At 61.8% G+C, this 21723-nt stretch carries 18 protein-coding genes and 2 pseudogenes; 6 read left to right on the top strand and 14 right to left on the bottom strand.

Annotation, left to right across the window (positions count from 1 at the left end):
• Positions 1-111 precede the first annotated feature (111 nt).
• Positions 112-1038, top strand: coding sequence for a class I SAM-dependent methyltransferase (locus tag AC3WLP_RS21995; protein WP_371919701.1), 927 nt, complete (start codon positions 112-114; stop codon positions 1036-1038).
• Positions 1039-1096: 58 nt separating this feature from the next.
• Here AC3WLP_RS21995 and AC3WLP_RS21990 read toward each other — a convergent pair.
• A pseudogene (locus tag AC3WLP_RS21990) lies at positions 1097-1899 on the bottom strand (mechanosensitive ion channel family protein); the annotation flags it as partial.
• Between the two features lie 67 nt (positions 1900-1966).
• On the opposite strand from AC3WLP_RS21990, the pseudogene AC3WLP_RS21985 reads away from it, so the two are divergent.
• The 3 genes and pseudogenes from AC3WLP_RS21985 to AC3WLP_RS21975 all read left to right on the top strand — a co-directional run.
• A pseudogene (locus AC3WLP_RS21985) lies at positions 1967-2134 on the top strand (class I SAM-dependent methyltransferase); the annotation flags it as partial.
• A gap of 195 nt (positions 2135-2329) precedes the next feature.
• Entirely contained in the window at positions 2330-3841 is a 1512-nt protein-coding gene (locus tag AC3WLP_RS21980) for an MFS transporter (RefSeq protein ID WP_012051667.1), read from the top strand.
• A gap of 86 nt (positions 3842-3927) precedes the next feature.
• Positions 3928-4308 carry a hypothetical protein gene (locus AC3WLP_RS21975; RefSeq protein ID WP_012051668.1) on the top strand — a complete coding sequence of 127 codons (381 nt, stop codon included), beginning with the start codon at positions 3928-3930 and terminating at the stop codon, positions 4306-4308.
• 115 nt (positions 4309-4423) lie between these two features.
• Here AC3WLP_RS21975 and AC3WLP_RS21970 read toward each other — a convergent pair whose 3' ends face one another.
• From AC3WLP_RS21970 to gcl, 8 genes are all read right to left on the bottom strand, one after another.
• The gene (locus AC3WLP_RS21970; protein WP_012051669.1) at positions 4424-5422 is read right to left on the bottom strand and encodes a sulfate ABC transporter substrate-binding protein; all 999 of its coding nucleotides are present in this window, start codon (positions 5420-5422) and stop codon (positions 4424-4426) included.
• Positions 5423-5631: 209 nt separating this feature from the next.
• Positions 5632-6453: an ion transporter gene (locus AC3WLP_RS21965; RefSeq protein ID WP_012051670.1), complete on the bottom strand. Its 822-nt coding sequence runs from the start codon at positions 6451-6453 to the stop codon at positions 5632-5634.
• Positions 6454-6498: 45 nt separating this feature from the next.
• Positions 6499-7371 (bottom strand): urea transporter, encoded by an 873-nt coding sequence (locus tag AC3WLP_RS21960; protein ID WP_088513765.1) that lies wholly within the window; start codon positions 7369-7371, stop codon positions 6499-6501.
• A gap of 204 nt (positions 7372-7575) precedes the next feature.
• Positions 7576-8991 carry a pyruvate kinase gene (pyk, locus tag AC3WLP_RS21955; RefSeq protein ID WP_003254349.1) on the bottom strand — a complete coding sequence of 472 codons (1416 nt, stop codon included), beginning with the start codon at positions 8989-8991 and terminating at the stop codon, positions 7576-7578.
• Positions 8988-10262, bottom strand: coding sequence for a glycerate kinase type-2 family protein (locus tag AC3WLP_RS21950; protein ID WP_014590193.1), 1275 nt, complete (start codon positions 10260-10262; stop codon positions 8988-8990). The genes pyk and AC3WLP_RS21950 overlap by 4 nt, the downstream gene beginning before the upstream one ends.
• A gap of 240 nt (positions 10263-10502) precedes the next feature.
• Positions 10503-11396 carry a 2-hydroxy-3-oxopropionate reductase gene (locus AC3WLP_RS21945; protein ID WP_003254347.1) on the bottom strand — a complete coding sequence of 298 codons (894 nt, stop codon included), beginning with the start codon at positions 11394-11396 and terminating at the stop codon, positions 10503-10505.
• A 152-nt stretch (positions 11397-11548) separates the two neighbouring features.
• Positions 11549-12331, bottom strand: coding sequence for a hydroxypyruvate isomerase (gene hyi / locus AC3WLP_RS21940; RefSeq protein WP_012051673.1), 783 nt, complete (start codon positions 12329-12331; stop codon positions 11549-11551).
• A 54-nt stretch (positions 12332-12385) separates the two neighbouring features.
• Positions 12386-14161: a glyoxylate carboligase gene (gcl, locus tag AC3WLP_RS21935; protein ID WP_003254345.1), complete on the bottom strand. Its 1776-nt coding sequence runs from the start codon at positions 14159-14161 to the stop codon at positions 12386-12388.
• A gap of 257 nt (positions 14162-14418) precedes the next feature.
• Here gcl and AC3WLP_RS21930 point away from each other — a divergent pair, with 257 nt between their 5' ends.
• Entirely contained in the window at positions 14419-14859 is a 441-nt protein-coding gene (locus AC3WLP_RS21930) for a GlcG/HbpS family heme-binding protein (RefSeq protein ID WP_012051674.1), read from the top strand.
• A gap of 122 nt (positions 14860-14981) precedes the next feature.
• Here the strand turns inward: AC3WLP_RS21930 and AC3WLP_RS21925 are convergent, their stop codons facing one another.
• Entirely contained in the window at positions 14982-15593 is a 612-nt protein-coding gene (locus AC3WLP_RS21925; RefSeq protein WP_010955036.1) for a TetR/AcrR family transcriptional regulator, read from the bottom strand.
• A gap of 132 nt (positions 15594-15725) precedes the next feature.
• Between AC3WLP_RS21925 and AC3WLP_RS21920 the strand changes: the two genes are divergently transcribed.
• Positions 15726-16640 (top strand): DUF808 domain-containing protein, encoded by a 915-nt coding sequence (locus AC3WLP_RS21920; protein ID WP_088513764.1) that lies wholly within the window; start codon positions 15726-15728, stop codon positions 16638-16640.
• 139 nt (positions 16641-16779) lie between these two features.
• Here the strand turns inward: AC3WLP_RS21920 and AC3WLP_RS21915 are convergent, their stop codons facing one another.
• The 4 genes from AC3WLP_RS21915 to AC3WLP_RS21900 form a co-directional block, all read right to left on the bottom strand.
• Positions 16780-17562, bottom strand: coding sequence for an outer membrane protein OmpK (locus AC3WLP_RS21915; protein ID WP_012051676.1), 783 nt, complete (start codon positions 17560-17562; stop codon positions 16780-16782).
• 352 nt (positions 17563-17914) lie between these two features.
• A complete protein-coding gene (locus AC3WLP_RS21910; RefSeq protein WP_003254337.1) occupies positions 17915-18700 on the bottom strand; it encodes an outer membrane protein OmpK in 786 nt (261 codons plus the stop codon).
• A gap of 140 nt (positions 18701-18840) precedes the next feature.
• Positions 18841-20196 carry a nucleobase:cation symporter-2 family protein gene (locus AC3WLP_RS21905; RefSeq protein ID WP_003254336.1) on the bottom strand — a complete coding sequence of 452 codons (1356 nt, stop codon included), beginning with the start codon at positions 20194-20196 and terminating at the stop codon, positions 18841-18843.
• A 185-nt stretch (positions 20197-20381) separates the two neighbouring features.
• Positions 20382-21710 (bottom strand): urate hydroxylase PuuD, encoded by a 1329-nt coding sequence (locus AC3WLP_RS21900; protein WP_088513763.1) that lies wholly within the window; start codon positions 21708-21710, stop codon positions 20382-20384.
• Positions 21711-21723 lie beyond the last annotated feature (13 nt).

Here is a 21723-nt window from a genome sequence, read left to right as displayed (position 1 = left end):
GGATGCAGCAGGGGTGGTGGTTCCGCTCGGCGCGGCATCCTGTAGGCGCGGGTTTACCCGCGAAGAGGCCCGCAAGGTAGAATGCCGCTTTTTGCCAGCCTGCGATCCGCCATGACCTCGCCCATAGACACCCTTGAGCAACACCTGCTTGCCGCCCTCGACCCTGCCCCACAGGAAACCCGCCGCCTGTTTCACGGCCGCGGCCGCTGCTGGCAGGGCCTGGAGCAGGTGACCGTCGACTGGCTGCAGGGCGTGCTGTCGGTCGCCTTGTTCCGTGAGCCGCCCGAAGGCCAGCTCGCCGAACTCGAAGCCATGCTGCGCAGCTTGGCCGAGCGCCCGCAGTGGACGGGGCAGGCAGTCATCATCCAGCACCGCTACCTGCCCGACAGCCCGGGCCAGTGGCTGCTGGGTGAGCCGTGCCAGCAACGCGAAGTGATCGAGGACGGCCTGACCTACCTGCTGGACTTGGGCGTGCGGCAAAACAATGGCCTGTTCCTCGACATGCGCTATGGCCGCCGTTGGGTGCGCGAGCAGGCGGCGGGCAAGCGCGTGCTGAACCTGTTCGCTTATACCTGCGGCTTTTCCGTGGCAGCGATTGCCGGTGGCGCTGAGCAGGTGGTGAACCTGGACATGGCCAAGTCGGCCTTGTCGCGGGGCCGGGACAACCATCGCCTCAATGGCCACGATGCATCACGGGTGGCATACCTGGGGCATGAACTGTTCAAGTCGTGGGGCAAGGTGCGCAAGTACGGGCCTTATGACCTGATCATCATCGACCCGCCAACCTTCCAGCGTGGCAGCTTTGTGCTGACCCAGGATTACGCAAAGATCCTGCGGCGTTTGCCTGAGTTGTTGAGCGAAGGCGGGACGGTGCTGGCGTGTGTCAACGACCCGGGGATCGGGCCTGAGTTTCTGATTGAAGGCATGGCAGAGCAGGCGCCTTCGTTGGCTTATGTCGAACGCCTGGAAAACCCGCCGGAGTTTCCGGACGTTGACCCGGCGGGGGGGCTGAAGGCCTTGGTATTCCGTCAGGTTTGATGCTGCCCTTGCTGGAAGCTTCGCGGGCGAGCCCGCGAAAGGGCCGGTGCAGGCGAATTCAAGCCCCCAGGGCCTGCAGCGGCAGCGGGTACACCTGGGCAAAGCGGTCCACCCCGGATACCTGTAACGGCCCTTGCAGGTTGATGCGCAGCAGCGGGTCTTCGCTGATCGACTTGCCCACCTCATGGATCAGCGCGAGTGACGCATCCACATCACTGTCGTAAGTGAACTGCACCGAGAAGAACGCATAGGCGAACTGCCGCGACTGGTTGGTAACCGCCTTGATCTGGCCAAACGGCACCGAGTGCACGAAGCCTTTGCCATCGCGCAGCCGCTACGGATCGTCAGGCTTTCGACTGTACCGGTATGGCCGGAATCGAGCACTACCCAGTCGCCGATGGAAATGGAATCCTCGATGAGGATGAACAACCCGGTAATCACATCGTGCACCAGCTGCTGCGAGCCGAAGCCGATGGCCAGGCCGATCACCCCGGCACCGGCCAGGAACGGCGCGACGTTGGTGCCCAGGTTGGCCATGGTGGTGATGGTGCAGATGACGATCAGGACCACTTTGATCGCATTGTGCAGCACCGGCAGGATGGTCCGCACCCGGGTGCTCGGCTGACGCGCGCTGCGGCGGCCGATGGGGGGCTTGAGTGCTTCCTGGATGGCCGTATCGAGTACCACCCACAGCAGCCAGGTGACCAGCAGGATCAAGCCAATGCTCGACAGCGAGTTGCTGATCGCCTGGCCCAGGCTGTTGCTCAGGGCGAAATCGACCACCGAGAAGCCCCAGATGCGCCCCAGCAGCTCGATGAAGGTGACGGCCATGGCGATGCGCAGTAGCGCGTGGGCGAGGCTGCGCATCCCTTGTAGGAGCCGAGGTGAACGGCACGCTGTTGTCCGGCAGGCGGGTTACCAGTTGTTCGGCACCTTACTGGCCTGTGCCAACGACCCAGGCATCGGGCTGCAGTTCCTTATCGAAGAGTTGTCCTTGCATGCCCCGGCGCTGGTGTTCGCCGAGCGGCTGGCGAGTCCGCCAATTTTTCGGATGCGGGCGTGGAGGAGCACTCAAGGTGATGAAGTTCTATTTTAAATGCGTCATTATTCATCCGTTAATGTAGGATTTATCTTACGGATATGATTTATTTATACTCATTGTGTGGGGATTAATTGTTTTGACAATTTTTAATATTTGCAATGAAGTTGGCCGTCTACTAGGATCCGAGTTCCTATTTGGATGCGGCGCCGACAATCAGTGATCGGCTTGATCAAGGCAGGGAGAATGCCAATGTTCAACACTTACCAGCGATGGCTCGTATTGGCCGTCCTGTCCTTCGCCTTGCTATTGGTTGCGATCGACATGACGGTCCTTTACATCGCCTTGCCCACACTTACCCATGCGCTCGGGGCATCTACCTCCGAAAAGCTGTGGATCATCAACATGTATCCTCTGGTCGTCGCCGGCCTGTTGCTGGGTGCTGGCACCTTCGGTGATCGCATCGGCCACCAGCGATTGTTCGTGATCGGCCTTGTGCTGTTCGGTGCGGCGTCGCTTCTGGCTGCATTCGCGCCATCTTCCGTGCTGCTAATCCTGGCTAGGGGCGCGCTGGGCGTCGGTGCGGCGGCCATGATGCCGGCCACGCTGGCGATCATCAGTCTGACCTTCGAGGATGAGCGTGAGCGTGGTTTTGCCATCGGCGTCTGGACGGCCGTGGCTTCAGGTGGTGCAGCGATTGGTCCGCTGATAGGGGGGGCGCTGCTCGAGCATTTCTGGTGGGGTTCCGTGTTTCTGATCAACGTGCCCATCGTGCTGGTGGCCCTGGTGTTGTCCTTGCTGCTGATCAGGAACACGCAACAGGCCAACGCCGGGCCATGGGACTTGCTTGGCTCCCTTCAGGCGATGGTAGGGCTCATCAGCCTGGCGTACCTGATCAAGGAATTCGCCAAGCCCGAGCCCTCGCTGGTGGCGGCGCTGGGGGCGTTGGCCATCTGCGCGGGCTTCGGCTGGATGTTCGTGCGCGGGCAGCGCAAGCGTGGTTTTCCGTTGATCGACCTGCAGATTTTCCGCAGCCCCGCGTTCTCCTCTGCGGTCATCGCCAGCCTGGCCGCGGCCGGCTGCCTGATGGGCATCAACCTGGTACTGAGCCAGCGCCTGCAACTGGTTGTCGGGCTATCCCCGCTCGAGACCGGCCTTTATTTCCTGCCCCTTTCCGTGGGAGCGATCGTGGCCGGTCCGTTAAGCGGCTGGTTGCTGCCCAAGGTTCGTTGTGATCGGTTCCTGGTGCTCGCACTGTTGATCTACGCCGGTGCCATTGGCCTGTTCATGTACAGTTTCAGCCAGTCGGTCGCCCTGCAACTGCTGCTGCTGTTCGTCATGGGTGCTTGCGTAGGGGCGAGTATGACCGGGGCGTCCACCACCATCATGGCCAGCGCGCCGCCGGAGCGAGCGGGGATGGCCGCTTCGGCCGAGGAAATTTCCTACGAGCTGGGAGGAGGGTTGGGCATCGCCTTCATGGGTAGCCTGATGTCGGTGGTGTACAGCCGCTCGCTGGTCGTGCCCGAGCAGGCCGCCGACGCGGCGCGCCTGCAGGACGGGATCGACAGCGCGCTGGCCGCTGCCGCGCAAATGCCCGCCCCGCTGGGGCAGGAAATCGCTGTGAATGCGCGATTGGCGTTCGACCAAGCGGTGTCCTCGGTAATGATGGCCACCGTGGGGGTACTCGTGGTCATCGCACTGTTGGTGTTTGTGAACTTTCGAAGGTATTCGACAGTTTCTGCCGAACAGCAAGTTTCTTCTTAATTTAGTCAAATAATGCTCGGCCCGGAACTGTTCAGTTGAATGGTTTCGGGTCTGGATTTTTGCTGCTTTAAATTTGGAGAGGTGGCATGCGCCTATTATTGGGGCAATTGTATGATCAGCGTGCGGCCTTGCATCTGGAACAGCGTTATGTCGGCGAAGTCCTGATACCGCAGGAGCATCTTTGTGCTCATCATCTGCGTGAGGCCGTGCGGTTTGTCGTGAGGAAGTATCCGGCACTTCGTGGCTGTTTCACGCGCAGCGAAGGCGAATGGCGCATGGACTTTGTTGCCGTTGACGCGTTTCCCGTGGACCAGGCATTGAATGTAGTTGCCACCGCCCCCGGGGTGTTGCCTGGTGCACAGGTTCAGGCACAGCGTCGAAGCACTGCTCACGACCTTTCCTTTACCGTTTTGCTCAATAGCCGCGCTTTAATCTCTAATGTGGTGTTTCAGAGAGAGGGCTTTTGACAGGCGCATAAAAAATCCGATGCTCGTTTCCAAGCGTCGGATTTTGCGGCCTACAGGCTAAAGGTCAATGAGTCTGTCTTAACTGACTGGCATTAGGCCAGATGCCCCCTTATGGCTATTGGTTGGCATAGATCTGGTCAAACACCCCACCGTCATTGAAGTGGGTCTTCTGCACGGTACGCCAGTCACCGAAGGTTTTCTCCACCGACAGGAAGTCCACTTTCGGGAAGCGGTCGGTGTACTTGGCCAGTACCGTCGCATCACGCGGGCGCAGGTAGTTGTTGGCGGCGATCTCCTGGGCTGCGGGTGACCACAGGTACTTCAGGTATTCCTCGGCCACGGCCTGGGTGCCTTTTCTGACCACCACCTTGTCGACCACCGTCACCGGTGGCTCGGCTTCGGCCGATACGCTTGGGTAGACCACTTCGAACTGGTCGCGGCCGAACTCGCGGGCGATCATCTCGGCTTCGTTCTCGAAGGTGACCAGCACGTCACCGATCTGGTTGGTCATGAACGTGGTGGTGGCGGCACGGCCACCGGTGTCCAGCACGGGTGCCTGTTTGAACAGCTTGCCGACGAAGTCGCGGGCTTTGCTTTCATCGCCGCCTTGCTTGAGTACGTAGCCCCAGGCCGACAGGTAGGTATAGCGGCCATTACCCGAGGTTTTCGGGTTGGGCACGATCACCTGCACACCGTCCTTGAGCAGGTCGGGCCAGTCTTTGAGGGCTTTCGGGTTGCCCTTGCGCACGATGAACACAGTGGCCGAGGTGAACGGCGCGCTGTTGTTCGGCAGGCGGGTTACCCAGTTGTCGGGCACCAGCTTGCCGTTGTCTGCCAGGGCGTTGATGTCGGTGGCCATGTTCATGGTGATGACATCGGCCGGCAGGCCATCGATCACTGCACGGGCCTGCTTGCTCGAGCCGCCGAAGGACATCTGCACGTTGACCTTCTCGTTGTGCTCGGCTTCCCAGTGCTTCTGGAAGGCCGGGTTGTAGTCCTTGTAGAAGTCGCGCATCACGTCGTAGGAAACGTTGAGCAGGGTGGGGGCGGCCTGGGCGAGGTTGCCCAGGGCCAGGCCTGCGGCGAGCAGCGAGGCGGTGAAGAGTTTTTTCACGTTGCTTCCTTGTTCTTGAAGGGTGTTGGGGCAGATTGCCAGCGACTATAGCGGGTGGGTTTATACGGGTTAAAGAACAAAAAATGCTTTGGTTATGCTTCTGCCTGTGCCGGCCTCTTCGCGGGTGAACCCGCTCCTACAGGGACCGCGCACGGTCCGCGCCTGTTGTAGGAGCGGGTTTACCCGCGAAGAGGCCGGCGCAGGCGCTATCATGCTTTGGGAAACAACCCATTCCCACAGCGAGAACAGAACGCTGCCCCATGCTCGTGGGTCTTCTTGTGGCAGGTCGGGCAATCATGCTGCAGCTGCTCCCCACGCATGGCATTGGCCAGCTCGGCGGTAAAGATGCCGGTTGGCACGGCAATGATCGAGTAACCGGTAATCATCACCAGCGACGACAGCACCTGCCCCAGCGGGGTCTTGGGCACGATGTCGCCAAAGCCCACGGTGGTCAGGGTAACGATGGCCCAGTAGATGCCTTTGGGGATGCTGGTAAAGCCATGCTCAGGCCCTTCGATCACGTACATCAGCGTGCCGAACACCGTTACCAGCGTCGATACTGTCACCAGGAACACGATGATCTTCTGCTTGCTGCCGCGCAGCGCCTCCATCAGGTAATGGGCCTGCTTGAGGTACGGGCTGAGCTTGAGTACACGGAAGATCCGCAGCATCCGGATGACACGGATGATGAGCAGGTACTGGGCGTCGCTGTAGTAAAGCGCGAGGATCCCCGGCACGATCGCCAGTAAATCGACCAGGCCGTAGAAACTGAAGGCATAGCGCAACGGCTTGGGCGAGCAGTACAGGCGGGTGATGTATTCGGCCAGGAAGATTGCGGTAAAGCCCCACTCGATGCCGGCCAGCAGGCCGGCGTAGCCCTGGTGCACCTCATCGATGCTGTCGAGGATCACCGTGACCAGGCTGGCCAGGATGATCAGCAACAGGATCTTGTCGAAGCGGCGACCGGCTACGGTGTCGGTCTGGAAGACGATGACGAAGAGCCGCTCGCGCAGGCTCGCTGGGTTGTTCATTGGCTCGTTCCACAAAAGCGATGGGCTGAGCCTAGGGGTTGCGTATCAGCCGTGCAAGCGGCTGGCGTTGCGCTGCCTGGGTTGCGCCAGGTGACTGCCCAAGTGCATCAGCCAGCAGGCGGCAACGAAGGGGGCGGTCAGGCCAGGCACTGGCAGCAGCTTGAACAGCGGTTGCAACAGCAGGGCCAACGCTATCGCCAGCAGCGTCACCCAAGGTTTTTCACCTTGCCTGCTGAAGGCCAGTGCCGCCAGTGCGCCATTGAAGCCATACAAACCCAGCCACGCTCCCTGTGCCTGGTCGGCGAGCAACGCCACCCCGCCGCCAATGGCCGAGCCGATCACCGCCCACAGCGCCGCATAGGGGTTGGCGATGAACATGCCCACGATGATCAGCAACCCGGCCAAGGGCTGGTCGAGCAGGAAGATCTGGCCCACGCCGCGGGCCAGCGCGTACAGCGGGTCAGCTTCGACGAAGCCGCTGGGTGAGGGGCTGACGACTAGCAGTGTGCCCCAGCCCAGCAGCACGAATGGCGCGGTGTAGGCGACCAGCAACTTGCCGCCGCGCTTGCGCCACTGGTGGGTGATGATGCTGGACAGGCCGCCGGCGGCGATGACCAGGGGGGGCAATATGACCGACCAGGGCAGCACGGCGCTGATCAGGATGCCGATCAGCACACCGTTGTAGCAGTACAGCCCGGCCTGGCGGTCGGCACGGTCATAGCCGCGTGCCTGGGCGGTGAGCAGGCCGGCCAGGGCGCCAAGCAGGGCGCCGCCGACCAGGTTGGGTGCGGTCAGCAGGATAGCCAGCAGGCAGCACAGGCCGCACAGGGGGTTGCGCAGCAGCAGCACTTGGCTGAAGCCGTTGAGTAACGCCGTGGCCCAGTCGGGGCACGGGTTGACGAAATTTTTGGTGTACATGGGGCAGTCAGTGAGGTTGATGGGGGAGCGGTGGGCCTCTTTGGGCCTCGGTTTTCCGCGGTCGGGTAAAGCGGTATTCAGGGAGGGCTTTGCCCTCCAATCGCGACACGAGGCCGCTCCCACAGGGATCGCATTCCCTTGTGCCAGCGTGGCCCTGTGGGCGGCCTTGTGTCGCGAAAGGGGCGCAACGCGCCCCCGGCAATCTCAGATCAAAGTCTCGATCCGCAGTGTGTTAGTCGTACCCGGCTTGCCGAAAGGCACGCCAGCGGTGATCAGCAGCGTGTCGCCACGGCTGGCCATGCCTTGCGCCTGGGCAATCTCCAGGGCGGTGGAAACCACCTCGTCGACCTGACGCAGGCGGTCGTTGACCACCGAATGCACACCCCAAGCCACGCTCAGGCGGCGCGCGGTGTTCAGGTTCGGCGTCAGGTTGAGGATCGGTGCCCGTGGCCGTTCACGTGCCGCGCGCAGGGTCGAGGCACCCGACTCGCTGTAGTTGACCAGCACCGCCACTGGCAGGATGCCGCTGATGCGGCGGATCGCGCAGCTGATGGCGTCCGACACGGTGGCCTCGGCCTTTGGCCGGCCGACGTCGAGCTGGGCCTGGTAGTCCGGGCCGTTCTCAACCTGGCGGATGATCTTGCTCATCATCTGCACGGCTTCCAGCGGGTAATCACCCGAGGCGGTTTCGGCCGACAGCATCACTGCATCGGCACCTTCGGCCACCGCGTTGGCCACGTCGGTGACTTCGGCACGGGTTGGCGCTGGCGAGAAACGCATCGACTCGAGCATCTGCGTGGCCACCACCACGGGTTTGCCCAGCTGGCGGCAGGTGCCGATGATGCGCTTCTGGATCTGCGGCACGCTCTCGGCCGGTACTTCCACGCCCAGGTCACCACGGGCCACCATGATCGCGTCTGCCAGCTCGGCGATGGCTTGCAGTTGCTCGACGGCCGATGGTTTCTCGATCTTGGCCATCAGGTAGGCGCGGTCGCCAATCAGCTGGCGCGCTTCGACGATGTCTTCAGGGCGCTGCACGAACGACAGGGCGACCCAGTCCACACCCAGCTCCAGGCCAAAGGCCAGGTCGCGGCGGTCTTTTTCGGTGAGCGGGGAGAGGTCGAGCACCGCTTGCGGTACGTTGACGCCCTTACGGTCGGAAAGCTCGCCACCGTTCAGCACCTCGGTGTCAATCGCGTCGCTGTGCTTGGCGGTCACGCGCAGGCGCAGTTTGCCGTCGTCCAGCAGCAGGTCCATGCCGGGCTCGAGGGCGGCGATGATTTCGGGGTGCGGCAGGTTGACCCGGCGGCTGTCGCCCGGGGTTTTGTCCAGGTCCAGGCGCAGGGCCTGCCCGCGTTGCAACTGCACTTTGCCTTCGGCGAAGCGGCCAACGCGCAGCTTCGGCCCTTGCAGGTCCATGAGGATGCCCAGCGGGTAGTTCAGTTGCTGCTCGACTTCGCGGATCCACTGGTAGCGCAGGGCGTGGTCGGCATGCTCGCCATGGCTGAAGTTGAGGCGAAAGATGTTCACCCCGGCTTCGACCAGCTGGCGGATATCGTCGATGCCGTTGATCGCAGGGCCAAGGGTGGCGAGGATCTTAACTTTTTTATCAGGCGTCATGATTGGGCAGTCTCGAGGATCAGGATGGCGCGGAAGTCGTTGACGTTGGTGCGAGTCGGTTCGGTGACGATCAGCGCATCCAGCGCGGCGAAGTAGCCGTAGCCGTTGTTGTTGTCCAGCTCGTCGCTGGCCGACAGGCCCAATGCTTCGGCGCGGTCGTAGCTGGTTGGGGTCATCAAGGCGCCGGCGTTTTCTTCCGAGCCATCGATGCCGTCGGTGTCACCGGCCAGGGCGTACACGCCCGGCAGGCCTTTCAGGCTTTCGGTGAGGCTGAGCAGGAACTCGGCGTTGCGCCCGCCACGGCCATTGCCGCGCACGGTCACGGTGGTTTCGCCACCCGACAGGATCACGCAGGGTGCTTTGAGCGGCTGGCCGTGCTGAACGATTTGCCGGGCGATACCGGCATGCACCTTGGCCACTTCGCGCGATTCACCTTCAAGGTCGCCGAGGATCAGCGGGCTGAAACCGGCCTGACGGGCTTTGACCGCGGCGGCCTCGAGCGACTGCTGGGGTTTGGCGATCAACTGGAAGTGGCTGCGGGCCAGGGCCGGGTCATCGGCCTTGACGGTTTCCGAGGCCGGGTTGTTCAGCCAGTCGATGACCGCTTTGGGCGCTTCGATGTTGTAGCGTTTGAGGATGGCCAGGGCGTCGGCCGAGGTGCTCGGGTCGGCCACGGTGGGGCCGGAAGCGATGACCGTGGCGAGGTCGCCCGGTACATCGGAAATGGCATAGGTGTAGACCGTGGCCGGCCAGCAGGCCTTGGCCAGGCGCCCGCCCTTGATCGCCGAGAGGTGCTTGCGCACGCAGTTCATCTCGCCGATGGTGGCGCCGGATTTCAGCAGTGCCTTGTTGATCTGCTGCTTGTCGGCCAGGGTCAGGCCTTCGGCAGGCAGGGCCAGCAGCGCCGAGCCACCGCCAGACAGCAGGAAGATGACGCGGTCTTCTTCGTTGAGGTTGCTGACCAGTTCCAGCACGCGCTTGGCCACCGCCAGGCCGGCAGCGTCCGGGACCGGGTGGGCGGCTTCGACCACCTCGATCTTCTGGCAGTTGGCGCCGTGGCCGTAACGGGTCACGACCAGGCCGGAGACTTCGCCCTGCCAGCTTTTCTCGACCACTTCGGCCATGGCGGCTGCGGCCTTGCCGGCGCCGATGACGATAACCCGGCCGCTGCGATCGGCGGGCAGGTAGGGTTCGAGGACTTGACGGGGGTGGGCGGCGGCGATGGCTGTGTCGAACAGTTCGCGGAGAAGTTTTTGCGGATCGACCGACATGGCAGGCTCCCAATTATTGTTGTTCTGCAGAATCAAAAACGCCCCTGGAACTGCCTCCGTGCAGGCCGAACCAGGGGCGGGTGTTGCTCGATGCCACCATTGGGCCTGTGGTCGCAGGTTCAACGGCGTTGGCTTCTTCGCGGACAAGCCCCGCTCCTACATGCACAGCTCTGAGCGATTGTGCGGTCTTTGGTAGGAGCGGGTTTACCCGCGAAGAGGCCAGTGAAGGCTAAAAACGTCTTATTTGTCGTCGCGGATCGAGAAGTTGGCCATGTGCTCCAGGCCTTTGATCAGCGCCGAGTGGTCCCAGTTGCCGCCGCCCAGGGCCTGGCAGGTGTTGAACACTTGCTGGGCATTGGAGGTGTTGGGCAGGTTGATGCCCAGTTCCTTGGCGCCTTGCAGGGCCAGGTTCAGGTCCTTCTGGTGCAGGTTGATGCGGAAGCCTGGGTCGAAGGTGCCCTTGATCATGCGCTCGGCGTGCACTTCGAGGATTTTCGACGAAGCAAAGCCGCCCATCAGTGCTTCACGCACCTTGGCAGGGTCGGCGCCGTTCTTGGCGGCGAACAGCAGGGCTTCGGCCACGGCCTGGATGTTCAGGGCGACAATGATTTGGTTGGCGACCTTGGCGGTCTGGCCGTCACCGTTGCCACCGACGCGGGTGATGTTCTTGCCCATGGCTTCGAACAGCGGCAGGGTGCGCTCGAAGGCTTTCGGGCAGCCGCCGACCATGATGCTCAGGGTCGCGGCTTTGGCGCCGACTTCACCACCGGACACCGGGGCGTCCAGGTAGGCGGCGCCGGTGGCCTTGATCTTCTCGGCGAAGGCTTTGGTCGCGGTGGGGGAGATCGAGCTCATGTCGATCACCACCTTGTTCGGGCCCACGCCTTCGGCCACGCCGTTTTCACCGAACAGGACGCTTTCGACCTGCGGAGTGTCGGGAACCATGACGATGATGAATTCGGCTTCCTGGGCAACTTCTTTCGGGTTGGCCAGGGCCACTGCACCGGCGGCGATCAGGTCGGCTGGCGCAGCGTCGTGGTGGGTGGAAACGAAGATGCTGTGACCTGCTTTTTGCAGGTTCTGAGCCATGGGCTTGCCCATGATGCCGGTGCCGATGAAACCGATTTTAGCCATGAGAAATTACCTCTTTGTAATTGTGATATCTCAAGCAAGCTTTGGCCCCCTGTGGGAGCGGGCTCGCCCGCGAAGCAGACAACTCGGTGGATGGCACCGGCTTTGCCGGTGTTCGCGGGCGAGCCCGCTCCCACAGGGTCCCGAGTTGTTCCTCAGATTGCGTTGTGGGTTTTCAGCCAGCCCAGGCCCGCTTCGGTGGTGGTCTTGGGCTTGTACTCCGCGCCCACCCAGCCCTGGTAACCAATGCGGTCCAGGTGCTCGAACAGGAAGCGGTAGTTGATTTCGCCGGTGCCTGGTTCATTGCGGCCGGGGTTGTCGGCCAGCTGGATGTGGTTGATCAGTTTCAGGTTGGCTTCCATGGTGCGAGCCAGGTCACCTTCCATGATCTGCATGTGGTAGATGTCGTATTGCAGGAACAGGTTGTCGCTGCCCACCTCGGCCTGGATTTCCAGGGCCTGCTGGGTGGTGTTCAGGTAGAAGCCTGGAATGTCGCGGGTGTTGATCATTTCCATGACCAGGCGAATACCGGCGCCCTTGAGCTTGTCAGCGGCGTAGCGCAGGTTCTCGACGAAGGTCTTGCGCACGGTGGCGCAGTCCGGGCCTTGTGGGCGGATGCCGGCCAGGGCGTTGACCTGGGTGTTGCCCAGCACCTTGGCGTATTCGATGGCCTTGTCGACACCCGCGCGGAATTCCTCGACGCGGTCAGGGTGGCAGGTGATACCGCGCTCACCTTTGGCCCAGTCGCCGGCCGGCAGGTTGAACAGCACCTGGGTCAGGCCGTTGGCTTCCAGCTGCTGCTTGATGTCGGCAGCGCTGAAGTCGTACGGGAACAGGTATTCGACGCCGCTGAAACCAGCATCGGCGGCAGCCTTGAAGCGGGCCAGGAAGTCCTGTTCGGTGAACAGCATGGACAGGTTGGCAGCGAAGCGAGGCATGAGTTGTCTCCTTGCGATGAAGGCCCCCAGGGCGTGCCTGGGGGCGTCAGGCGATCAGTCCAGCAGCGAGATGGCGGTTGGCGCGTCGTTGCCGACCAGGGCCAGGTCTTCGAACTCGTTGACCGCGTTGATCTCGGTGCCCATGGAAATGTTGGTCACACGCTCGAGAATCACTTCAACCACCACCGGCACGCGGAACTCTTCGGCCATCTTCTGTGCCTTGATCAGGGCAGGGGCGATTTCTGCTGGCTCGAACACACGGATGGCCTTGCAACCCAGGCCTTCGACCACAGCGACGTGGTCGACACCGTAGGTGGCAGCGTCGGTCGAGTTGATGTTCTCGAACGCCAGTTGTACACAGTAATCCATGTCGAAGCCACGCTGCGCCTGGCGGATCAGGCCCAGGTAGGCGTTGTTGACCAACACGTGCACGTACGGCAGGTTGAACTGTGCACCCACCGCCAGTTCTTCGATCATGAACTGGAAGTCGTAGTCACCCGACAGCGCCACAACCTTGCGCTTCGGATCGGCTTTGACCACGCCCAGCGCAGCAGGGATGGTCCAGCCCAGCGGGCCGGCCTGGCCGCAGTTGATCCAGTGGCGAGGCTTGTACACATGCAGGAACTGCGCGCCGGCAATCTGCGACAGGCCGATGGTGCTGACGTAGCAGGTGTCTTTGCCGAATACCTGGTTCATTTCTTCGTAGACGCGCTGCGGCTTGACCGGCACGTTGTCGAAGTGGGTCTTGCGCTGCAGGCTCGACTTGCGCTCCTGGCACTCTTCCAGCCAGGCCTTGCGGCACTTCAGCTTGCCGGCGGCTTTCCACTCACGAGCCACTTCGAGGAACACGTCCAGCGCCTTGCCCGCGTCGGAAACGATACCCAGGTCCGGGGTGAACACACGGCCGATCTGGGTCGGCTCGATGTCCACGTGCACGAACTTGCGGCCTTCGGTGTAGACATCGACCGAGCCGGTGTGGCGGTTGGCCCAGCGGTTACCGATACCGAATACCAGGTCGGACTTCAGCAGGGTTGCGTTGCCATAGCGGTGCGAGGTCTGCAGGCCGACCATGCCGACCATCTGGGCGTGGTCGTCCGGGATGGTGCCCCAGCCCATCAGGGTCGGGATCACGGGTACGCCGGTCAGTTCGGCGAATTCGACCAGCTTGTCGCTGGCATCGGCGTTGATGATGCCGCCACCGGCTACCAGCAGTGGGCGCTCGGCGTCATTGAGCAGGGCCAGGGCTTTCTCGGCCTGTACGCGGGTGGCGGATGGCTTGTTGACTGCCAGTGGTTCGTAGGCGTCGATGTCGAATTCGATTTCGGCCATCTGCACGTCGAACGGCAGGTCGATCAGCACCGGGCCTGGGCGGCCGGTACGCATTTCATAGAAGGCCTTCTGGAAGGCGTAAGGCACCTGGCCTGGCTCCAGAACGGTGGTCGCCCACTTGGTCACCGGCTTGACGATGTTAGTGATGTCGACAGCCTGGAAGTCTTCCTTGTGCAGACGGGCACGTGGCGCCTGGCCAGTGATGCACAGAATCGGGATGGAGTCGGCCGAGGCACTGTACAGGCCGGTGACCATGTCGGTGCCGGCAGGGCCGGAAGTGCCGATGCACACACCGATGTTGCCCGGGTTGGCGCGGGTGTAGCCCTCGGCCATGTGCGAGGCACCTTCGACGTGACGAGCGAGGACGTGATCGATGCCACCGACTTTCTTCAGGGCCGAATACAACGGGTTGATGGCAGCCCCCGGGATGCCGAACGCGGTATCTACACCTTCACGGCGCATGACCAGAACGGCTGCATCGATTGCTCTCATTTTGCTCATGGTTTGTGCCTCATCGATTTTGTAATTGTATACAACTTGCTTTGCGACAGAGTGTATTCACGCCTGGCGGCTCAGGTCAATGGGTTTTCATCGACTAAGCTGGCATTCGTCAGAGCGCCCGTGAAAACGAGGGTTTGCGTCATCGCATACGATCGTTTCAAAATATTGTATACAAAAATATCTCTCGTTGTGTTCTATTTGTTCGATCGGTTTTCAACTGCCCTCCGGGCTTCTCACAACAAGAAGAGGACCTTTCCATGAACGTTCTGAACCTGAAAATCGCCGTCAGCCTGGTGAATGCCGCGCTGGTGGCGGGCCGCAAGATCAATGCCGCGCCACTGACCGTGGCGGTGCTGGATGCCGGCGGGCACCTGCTGGCGCTGCAGCGCGAGGATGGCGCGAGCTTGATTCGTCCTGAAGTGGCCACTGGCAAAGCCTGGGGGGCGATTGCCCTGGGCAAGGGGTCGCGCTTGCTGGCGCTGGATGCGCAGCAGCGGCCGGCTTTTTTTGCCGCGTTGAACGGGATGGGTGAGCGGCCGGTGGTGCCGGCGCCGGGTGGGGTGCTGATTCGTGATCAGGACGGCAAGGTGCTGGGTGCCGTGGGGATCAGCGGCGATACGTCGGATATCGACGAGCAGTGTGCGATCAGTGCGATCGAGGAGGTGGGGTTGCGGGCAGATGCCGGGGTAGCGGCCTAAATCTCTATTGCCTGTTCTGGCCCATTCGCGGGCAAGCCCGCTCCTACAGGGACTCCACAACCTTCAGGCAAGTGGTGATCCTGTGGGAGCGGGCTTGCCCGCGAATGGCCCTTCGGGATGGTTCAGGCTGCCTCAGGCTCACAACCTTTCAAGACCATACGAATAATGGTTTCGGCCGCCGCGTCATAATCACTGTCGGCCAGCTTGGCCTTGCCGGTCACCGCAGAAATCTGCCAGTCGAAGTCCGCATAGGTCTGGGTCGCCGCCCAGATGCTGAACATCAGGTGATGCGCGTCCACATGGGCGATCTGCCCGCGGTCGATCCAGCGCTGGATGCACTCGATGTTGTGCCGGGCCTGCTCGTTCAACTGCTCTACCTGGTTCGGTGACAGGTGCGGCGCGCCATGCATGATCTCGCTGGCGAACACCTTGGACGCATGGGGCAGGTCACGCGAAATGCGAATTTTCGAACGAATGTACGCACTCAGCACTTCCTTCGGGTCGCCGTCTGCATTGAACGGCGTGGATGCCTGCATGATCGGCGCAATGATGCTTTCCAGGACCTCGCGGTAAAGGTTGTCCTTGGACTTGAAGTAGTAGTACACGTTCGGCTTGGGCAGGCCGGCCTTGGCCGCGATATCGCTGGTCTTGGTGGCGGCGAAGCCCTTGTCGGCGAATTCCTCGCTGGCCGCGCGCAGGATCAATTCCTTGTTGCGCTCGCGAATGGTGCTCATGGTCAGGGATCTTCCTCGTGTCTGGCCACCTCTAAGGGGGATCGGGCATGGTAGCACCGGCCTCGACGGGCGCTCAAGGCAGCGGCTTTGGGCTAGAATCCGGCACATTGACTTATTTGGATACAAGCAAACATGGCAGGAAGCAGTCTACTGGTACTGATCGACGATATCGCCACGCTGCTGGACGACGTCTCTCTGATGACCAAGGTGGCGGCAAAAAAAACCGCAGGCGTGCTGGGTGATGACCTGGCGCTGAATGCCCAGCAGGTCACCGGCGTGCGCGCCGATCGCGAACTTCCGGTCGTCTGGGCGGTGGCCAAGGGGTCGTTCGTCAACAAGGCGATCCTGGTACCGGCCGCGTTGCTGATCAGTGCGTTCATACCCTGGGCGGTTACGCCGTTGTTGATGTTGGGTGGCGCGTTCCTGTGCTTCGAGGGTTTCGAGAAGCTGGCGCACAAGTTCTTGCACAGCAAGGAAGAGGATGAGGCACAGCACGCGGCGCGCAAGGAGGCTGTTGCCGATGCCAGTGTTGACCTGGTGGCTTTTGAAAAAGCCAAGATCAAGGGGGCGGTGCGTACCGACTTCATCCTGTCGGCGGAAATCATCGCCATTACCTTGGGTATCGTGGCTGACTCGCCGCTGACCCAGCAGATCATCGTGCTGTCGGGCATTGCGGTGGTCATGACCATTGGTGTGTATGGGTTGGTAGGCGGGATCGTCAAGCTTGACGACCTTGGGCTGTGGATGGCCCGCAAAACCTCCAGGCTGACTCAGGCAGTGGGTAACGGCATCCTGCGGGCGGCGCCGTACATGATGAAAAGCCTGTCGGTGATTGGTACTGCGGCGATGTTTCTGGTGGGCGGTGGGATCCTGGTGCATGGCATCGAGCCGCTGCATCATGCCATCGAGGCGTTCAGCGAAGGGCGTGGCGGGGCGTTGACCGGCGCGTTGCTCAACGGCGGGGTCGGAGTCCTCGCAGGTGCTGTGGTGCTGGCGGTGGTAAGCGTTGCGGGGAAATTGTGGCGGGCGGTTCGGCCGGCCAATTGAGGCGCTTTGCCGGGGCTTTGCCCCGGTTCGCGGGTGAACCCGCTCCTACCAGGTACCGCGTTTGCCTTGAACCCGGCGCGTCCCCTGTAGGAGCGGGTTTACCCGCGAATGGGCCGCAAAGCGGCCCCGCTAACTCAGGTCAGAAGTGAACCTTGACCAAGAAGCTCATGGTGTTCTGGTCGGTAGTGAAGGCATCGCTGTCCTTGATGCCGTACTTGTTTTTCCAGTAGTCATACTCCACACCCACATACAGCTGTTTCTCACCCAGGTGCAATGCCTTGCCCAGGTCGTACTTGATCTGCGGGTTGAAGTGCAGGTTGGCCTGGTAGGTGCCGCGGCGGTTCTCGTCGTTGTCCACCACCCAGTCCATGAAGCCGTCGATCAGCACGTCGGAGTCACCGACCGGAATGGTGTACGACCACACCGGGGTGATCTGCCACACGTTGTCGCCCGCGCGGCTGCCGTCGGTGGTGCGGTTGTAGAAGTTCAGCTGGAAGTAGTCGAAGCCCGGGATGGCCAGGTCGAAGCCCGGACCGATCAGGTAAGACTCGGTGTCACCCTCGCCAAACTCGTAGGTCATCGCCAGCAGCACGTCCTTGACCGGGCCAAACTCGATCTTCTGGTCGAAAATCTTGCCGAACGACAGGCGTGGGCTGATCTCACCGTAGTAGGTGTTCGGGCCGTTGCCGGCGTCTTTCTGGCCCTGGTAGAAGATCTTGTCGACGAAAATGAAGTTGTCGCCGTACTTCCAGCCATCGGCGTGCTCAAAGGTGACGGTTTGCTGAATCGCCGGGTTGACCTTGAAGTTCTTGCCCCACAGGTAGGTCAGGCTGTTGTTCTGCCATTGCAGCAGGTCGCCGCCGAAGGTGGTGCCGCAGGCCAGCAGGCCGCCGGCGAGGATCAGGCTGTTGATGGTACGCATTGCGAGTGTCGCTCCCTTGATTGATCTGTTGTCAGCGCTCGTTGCCGGCGCTTTTTTGTCTTTTGAGTCAGCTTTTTTCGATAGGCCACAGCTGTTTGGCAAGGGTCGAGCCAACTTTTCCGGGTTGGCAAAACCTTCCTGCTCGACTTCGTTCTGAACGGATGAAAAGGGTCTTTCAGGCTGGCAACACGTTGGCCAACCGCCCGTATTCATTGACTGAGCGGTCAGTAAACGCAGGCAGAATCCGTTCTGCCCTGATCGAGGGGGCGCGCAGATTACTGGCTTGCGCGCCGCGCCTCAAGTGCTCCGTCCTGGAGCGGGGTGATTCAAACTTGTGCGTTTGGTCAACTTCCTAGAAGTGCACCTTGATCAGCGCACTGGCCACGCTCTGGTTGCTGTCCAGGTTGCCGCGGCTGTCAATGCCGTACTTGTCTTTCCAGTAGCTGTATTCAAAGCCGACGTAGAGCTGCTTGGCGCCCAGGTTCAGCGCCTTGCCCAGGTCGTATTTGACCTGCGGGTTGAAGTGCAGGTTGGCGTGATAGGTGCCACGGCGGGTCTGGTCGTTGTCGGTAACCCAGTCCATGTAACCGTCGATCAGAATGTCTGACCGGCCGACAGGGAGGGTGTACGACCAGCCAGGGGTAATCTGCCAGACGTTGTCACCGGGGCGGCTGCCTTCGGTGTTGCGCACGTAGAAATTGAGGGTGAAATAGTTGAAGCCGGGGATGTTCAAGTCAAAGCCGGGGCCGATCAGGTAGGCCTCGTTGTCGCCTTCACCGCGCTCGTAGGTCATGGCCAGCAGCACATCCTTGATCGGACCGAAGGCAAGCTTGCGGTCGAAGATCTTGCCCAATGACAGGCGTGGGCTGAACTCGCCGTAGTAGGTGGTCACACCTTTGCCGGGGTCGGCCTTGCCGTTGTAGAAGATCTTGTCGACGAACATGAAGGTGTCGCCGTACTTCCATTTGTTGGCGTGCTCGAAGGTGATGGTCTGCTGGATATCAGGGTTGACCTTGAAGTCCTTGCCGTACAGGTAGGTCAGGCTTTCGCCGTGCCACTGCAGCCATTCGCCTGCGTGCGAGGGTAGGGTGGCCAGCAGGCTGCTGCCCAACAACAGGGACGTGGTGATGCGCTTCATGTTGTGATTCCCGGACTTATTGTTTTTGTTGGCGGTTTTTTTGGCGCGCAGGCGCCCCGGGCGACCCATTCCGGCGGGTCGACGGCGTAGCGGTTACTGCAGAGGTAAATGAGGGGCGGTCATGCACCGCCCCTTTTGGCTCAATGCTGGTGACAGACGTCGTTGTGCATTGCGCGGTCGGCACCGCCAAGGATGTTGAACAGAACGTTCAACACCAGGGCACAGACCGTGGCCATGGCGATACCGCTGTGGGTGATGGGTTCCATCCACTGTGGCATCTGGGCAAAGAACTCCGGACGCACCACGGGGATCAACCCGAAGCCGACGCTCACGGCAACCAACAGCTGGTTGCGGCGGTCGCCGATGTCCGCCTCCTGAAGAATCTTGATCCCGGTGGCGGTGACCATGCCGAACATGGCGATGGACGCGCCGCCCAGTACTGCGGGCGGGATCGAGGCAATCAGGAAGGCCGCCTTGGGCAGCAGGCTGAGCAGGATCAGCAGTGCACCGGCCACGATGGTGACATAGCGGCAGCGCACCCCGGTCATCTGCACCAGGCCGATGTTTTGGGCGAACGAGGAGTGGGTGAAGGTGTTGAAGAAGCCCGCAATGAACGACGCACCGGCATCGCACAGCAGGCCGCGACGCAGCATGCCAGGGGTGACTTCGCGATCGGTCACCTTGCCCAGGGCCAGGAACATGCCGGTGGACTCGACGAAGATGATCACCACTACCAGGCACATGGACAGGATCGGCGCCAGGCTGAAGGTCGGCATGCCAAAGTGCAGCGGGGTGACCACCTGCAACCACGGTGCTTCATTCAGACCCGACAGGTCGACCATGCCGATGGAGCCGGCCAGGATGTAGCCAAGGCCCATGCCCACCAGTACCGACACGTTGACCCAGAAACCGCGCATGAAGCGGTTGATCAGCAGGATCACGGCCAGTACCAGGCCGGCCACCAGCAGGTAGATCGGCGACCCGAACGTTTGAGCGTCTTGGCCGCCACCGGCCCAGTTGACGGCCACCGGGAACAGCGACAGGCCAATCGAGGTGATCACCGTACCGGTGACCAGTGGGGGAAAGAAGCGGACAACCTTGGACATGAACGGCGCGATCAGCATGCCGAAGAACCCGGCAGCGATGGTCGCGCCGAAGATCCCCTGCAGGCCCACGCCGGGCATGCCGGCCATGGCCACCATGCTGCCGACGGCAGCGAAACTGGCACCCATCATCACCGGCATGCGGATGCCCACCGGGCCGATACCGAACGACTGGATGATGGTAGCGACGCCAGCGACCAGCAGGTCGGCGTTGATCAGGAAAGCGACTTCTTCACGGGACAAACCGGCGGCCTGGCCGATGATCAACGGCACGGCGATCGCGCCACCGTACATCAGCAGAACGTGTTGCAGGCCAACCAGGAACAGTTGGAACAGGGGCAAGGGTTCTCGCGGCGGCGCAATGGGGATATACGCCTTGCGTGACTCGGACATGCAGCACCTCGAGTTTTGTTTTTATTCTCGGATCCAAGCGGCAGGCCTCATGCCTGCGCGCTCGATGCTTGCTTGTTGCGTAACACATGGAGCTTGAGGCCGGGGCTTCCGGCCTCTTCGCGGGCAAGCCCGCTCCTACAGGGGAAGGTGATTCCCTTGGGGGCGGGTTGCCTGGCGAGGTGCTGTCAGTTGACCTGGGCGCCTTTGGCGATCCAGTCGCCGACGAGCTTGCGCTCTTCGGTGGTCATCTGGGTAATGTTGCCCAGCGGCATGATCTGGCTGGCAACCGCTTGCGCCTGAATGCGCGCGGCCTGGGCCTGGATCTGCTGCGGAGTGTCGAACATCACGCCGGCAGGAGCGGCGCTGAACAGTGGGCTGGTCGGCTTGGACGAGTGGCACACAGTGCAGCGTTCCTGGATGACATTGTGGATCTTGTCGAAGTCGCCACCTCCGGCCTGGGCAGCGGCCTGGGCCGGTGCCTGCGCAGGTGCGGCGGGTGCTTCGGCAGCCTTGGCGGCGTCCTCGGCACGCTGCTCGGCAGCGGTCTTGCCGCCTACGGCAGTTGCCGGCAGCGGTTGGTACTCGATCTTCGTTGCGGCTTGCTCAGGGCTTACGGCCATCGGTTTCGGGCCGGTAACGTAGGCCAGGCAGATCATCGCCAAGGCGCCGACGGGCAGGGTCCAGGCGTACTTGTTGCTGTCGTGGCGGGTGTTGAAGTAGTGGCGGATCAGCACCGCGGCTACTGCGATACCGGCCAGGATCAGCCAGTTGTACTGGCTACCGTAGGTGCTCGGGAAATGGTTGCTGATCATGATGAACAGCACCGGCAGGGTGAAGTAGTTGTTGTGACGCGAGCGCAGCAGGCCCTTGGCCGGCAGTACCGGGTCGGGCGTCTGGTTGTTCTCGATCGCCGCCACCAGCTGGCGTTGGGCCGGCATGATGATGCGGAACACGTTACCGACCATGATGGTGCCAATGATCGCGCCGGTATGCAGGTAGGCACCACGGCCGCTGAACACCAGGCTGAAGCCCCAGCAGGCAGCGATGATCAGCACGAACAGCACACCACCGAGCAGCGCTGGCTTCTTGCCCAAGGGCGAGTCGCACAGGAAGTCGTAGATGAACCAGCCCGCGATCAGCGAGCCGATACCGATGGCCACGCCTTCGGCACCGCTCAGGGTGCTGCCAGGTGCCAGCAGGTACAGGGTCGGGTTCCAGTAGAACACCACGCACAGCAGGGCGATACCGGACATCCAGGTGAAGTAGGCTTCCCATTTGAACCAGTGCAGGTTCTCGGGCATTTTCGGGGGGGCGAGCTTGTATTTCTCCAGGTGGTAGATACCACCGCCGTGAATCGCCCAGAGATCACCCGACAACCCATCGCGCGGGTTGCTTCGGTTCAGGTGGTTCTCCAGCCAGACGAAGTAGAACGATGCACCGATCCAGGCGACGCCGGTGATCATGTGAACCCAGCGAATGCTCAGGTTCAGCCATTCGTGAAGGTGTGCTTCCACAGTATGTACCTCT

The sequence above is a fragment of the Pseudomonas sp. FW305-E2 genome, assembly GCF_058782925.1.
This window is presented reverse-complemented; position numbering and strand designations above follow the sequence as displayed.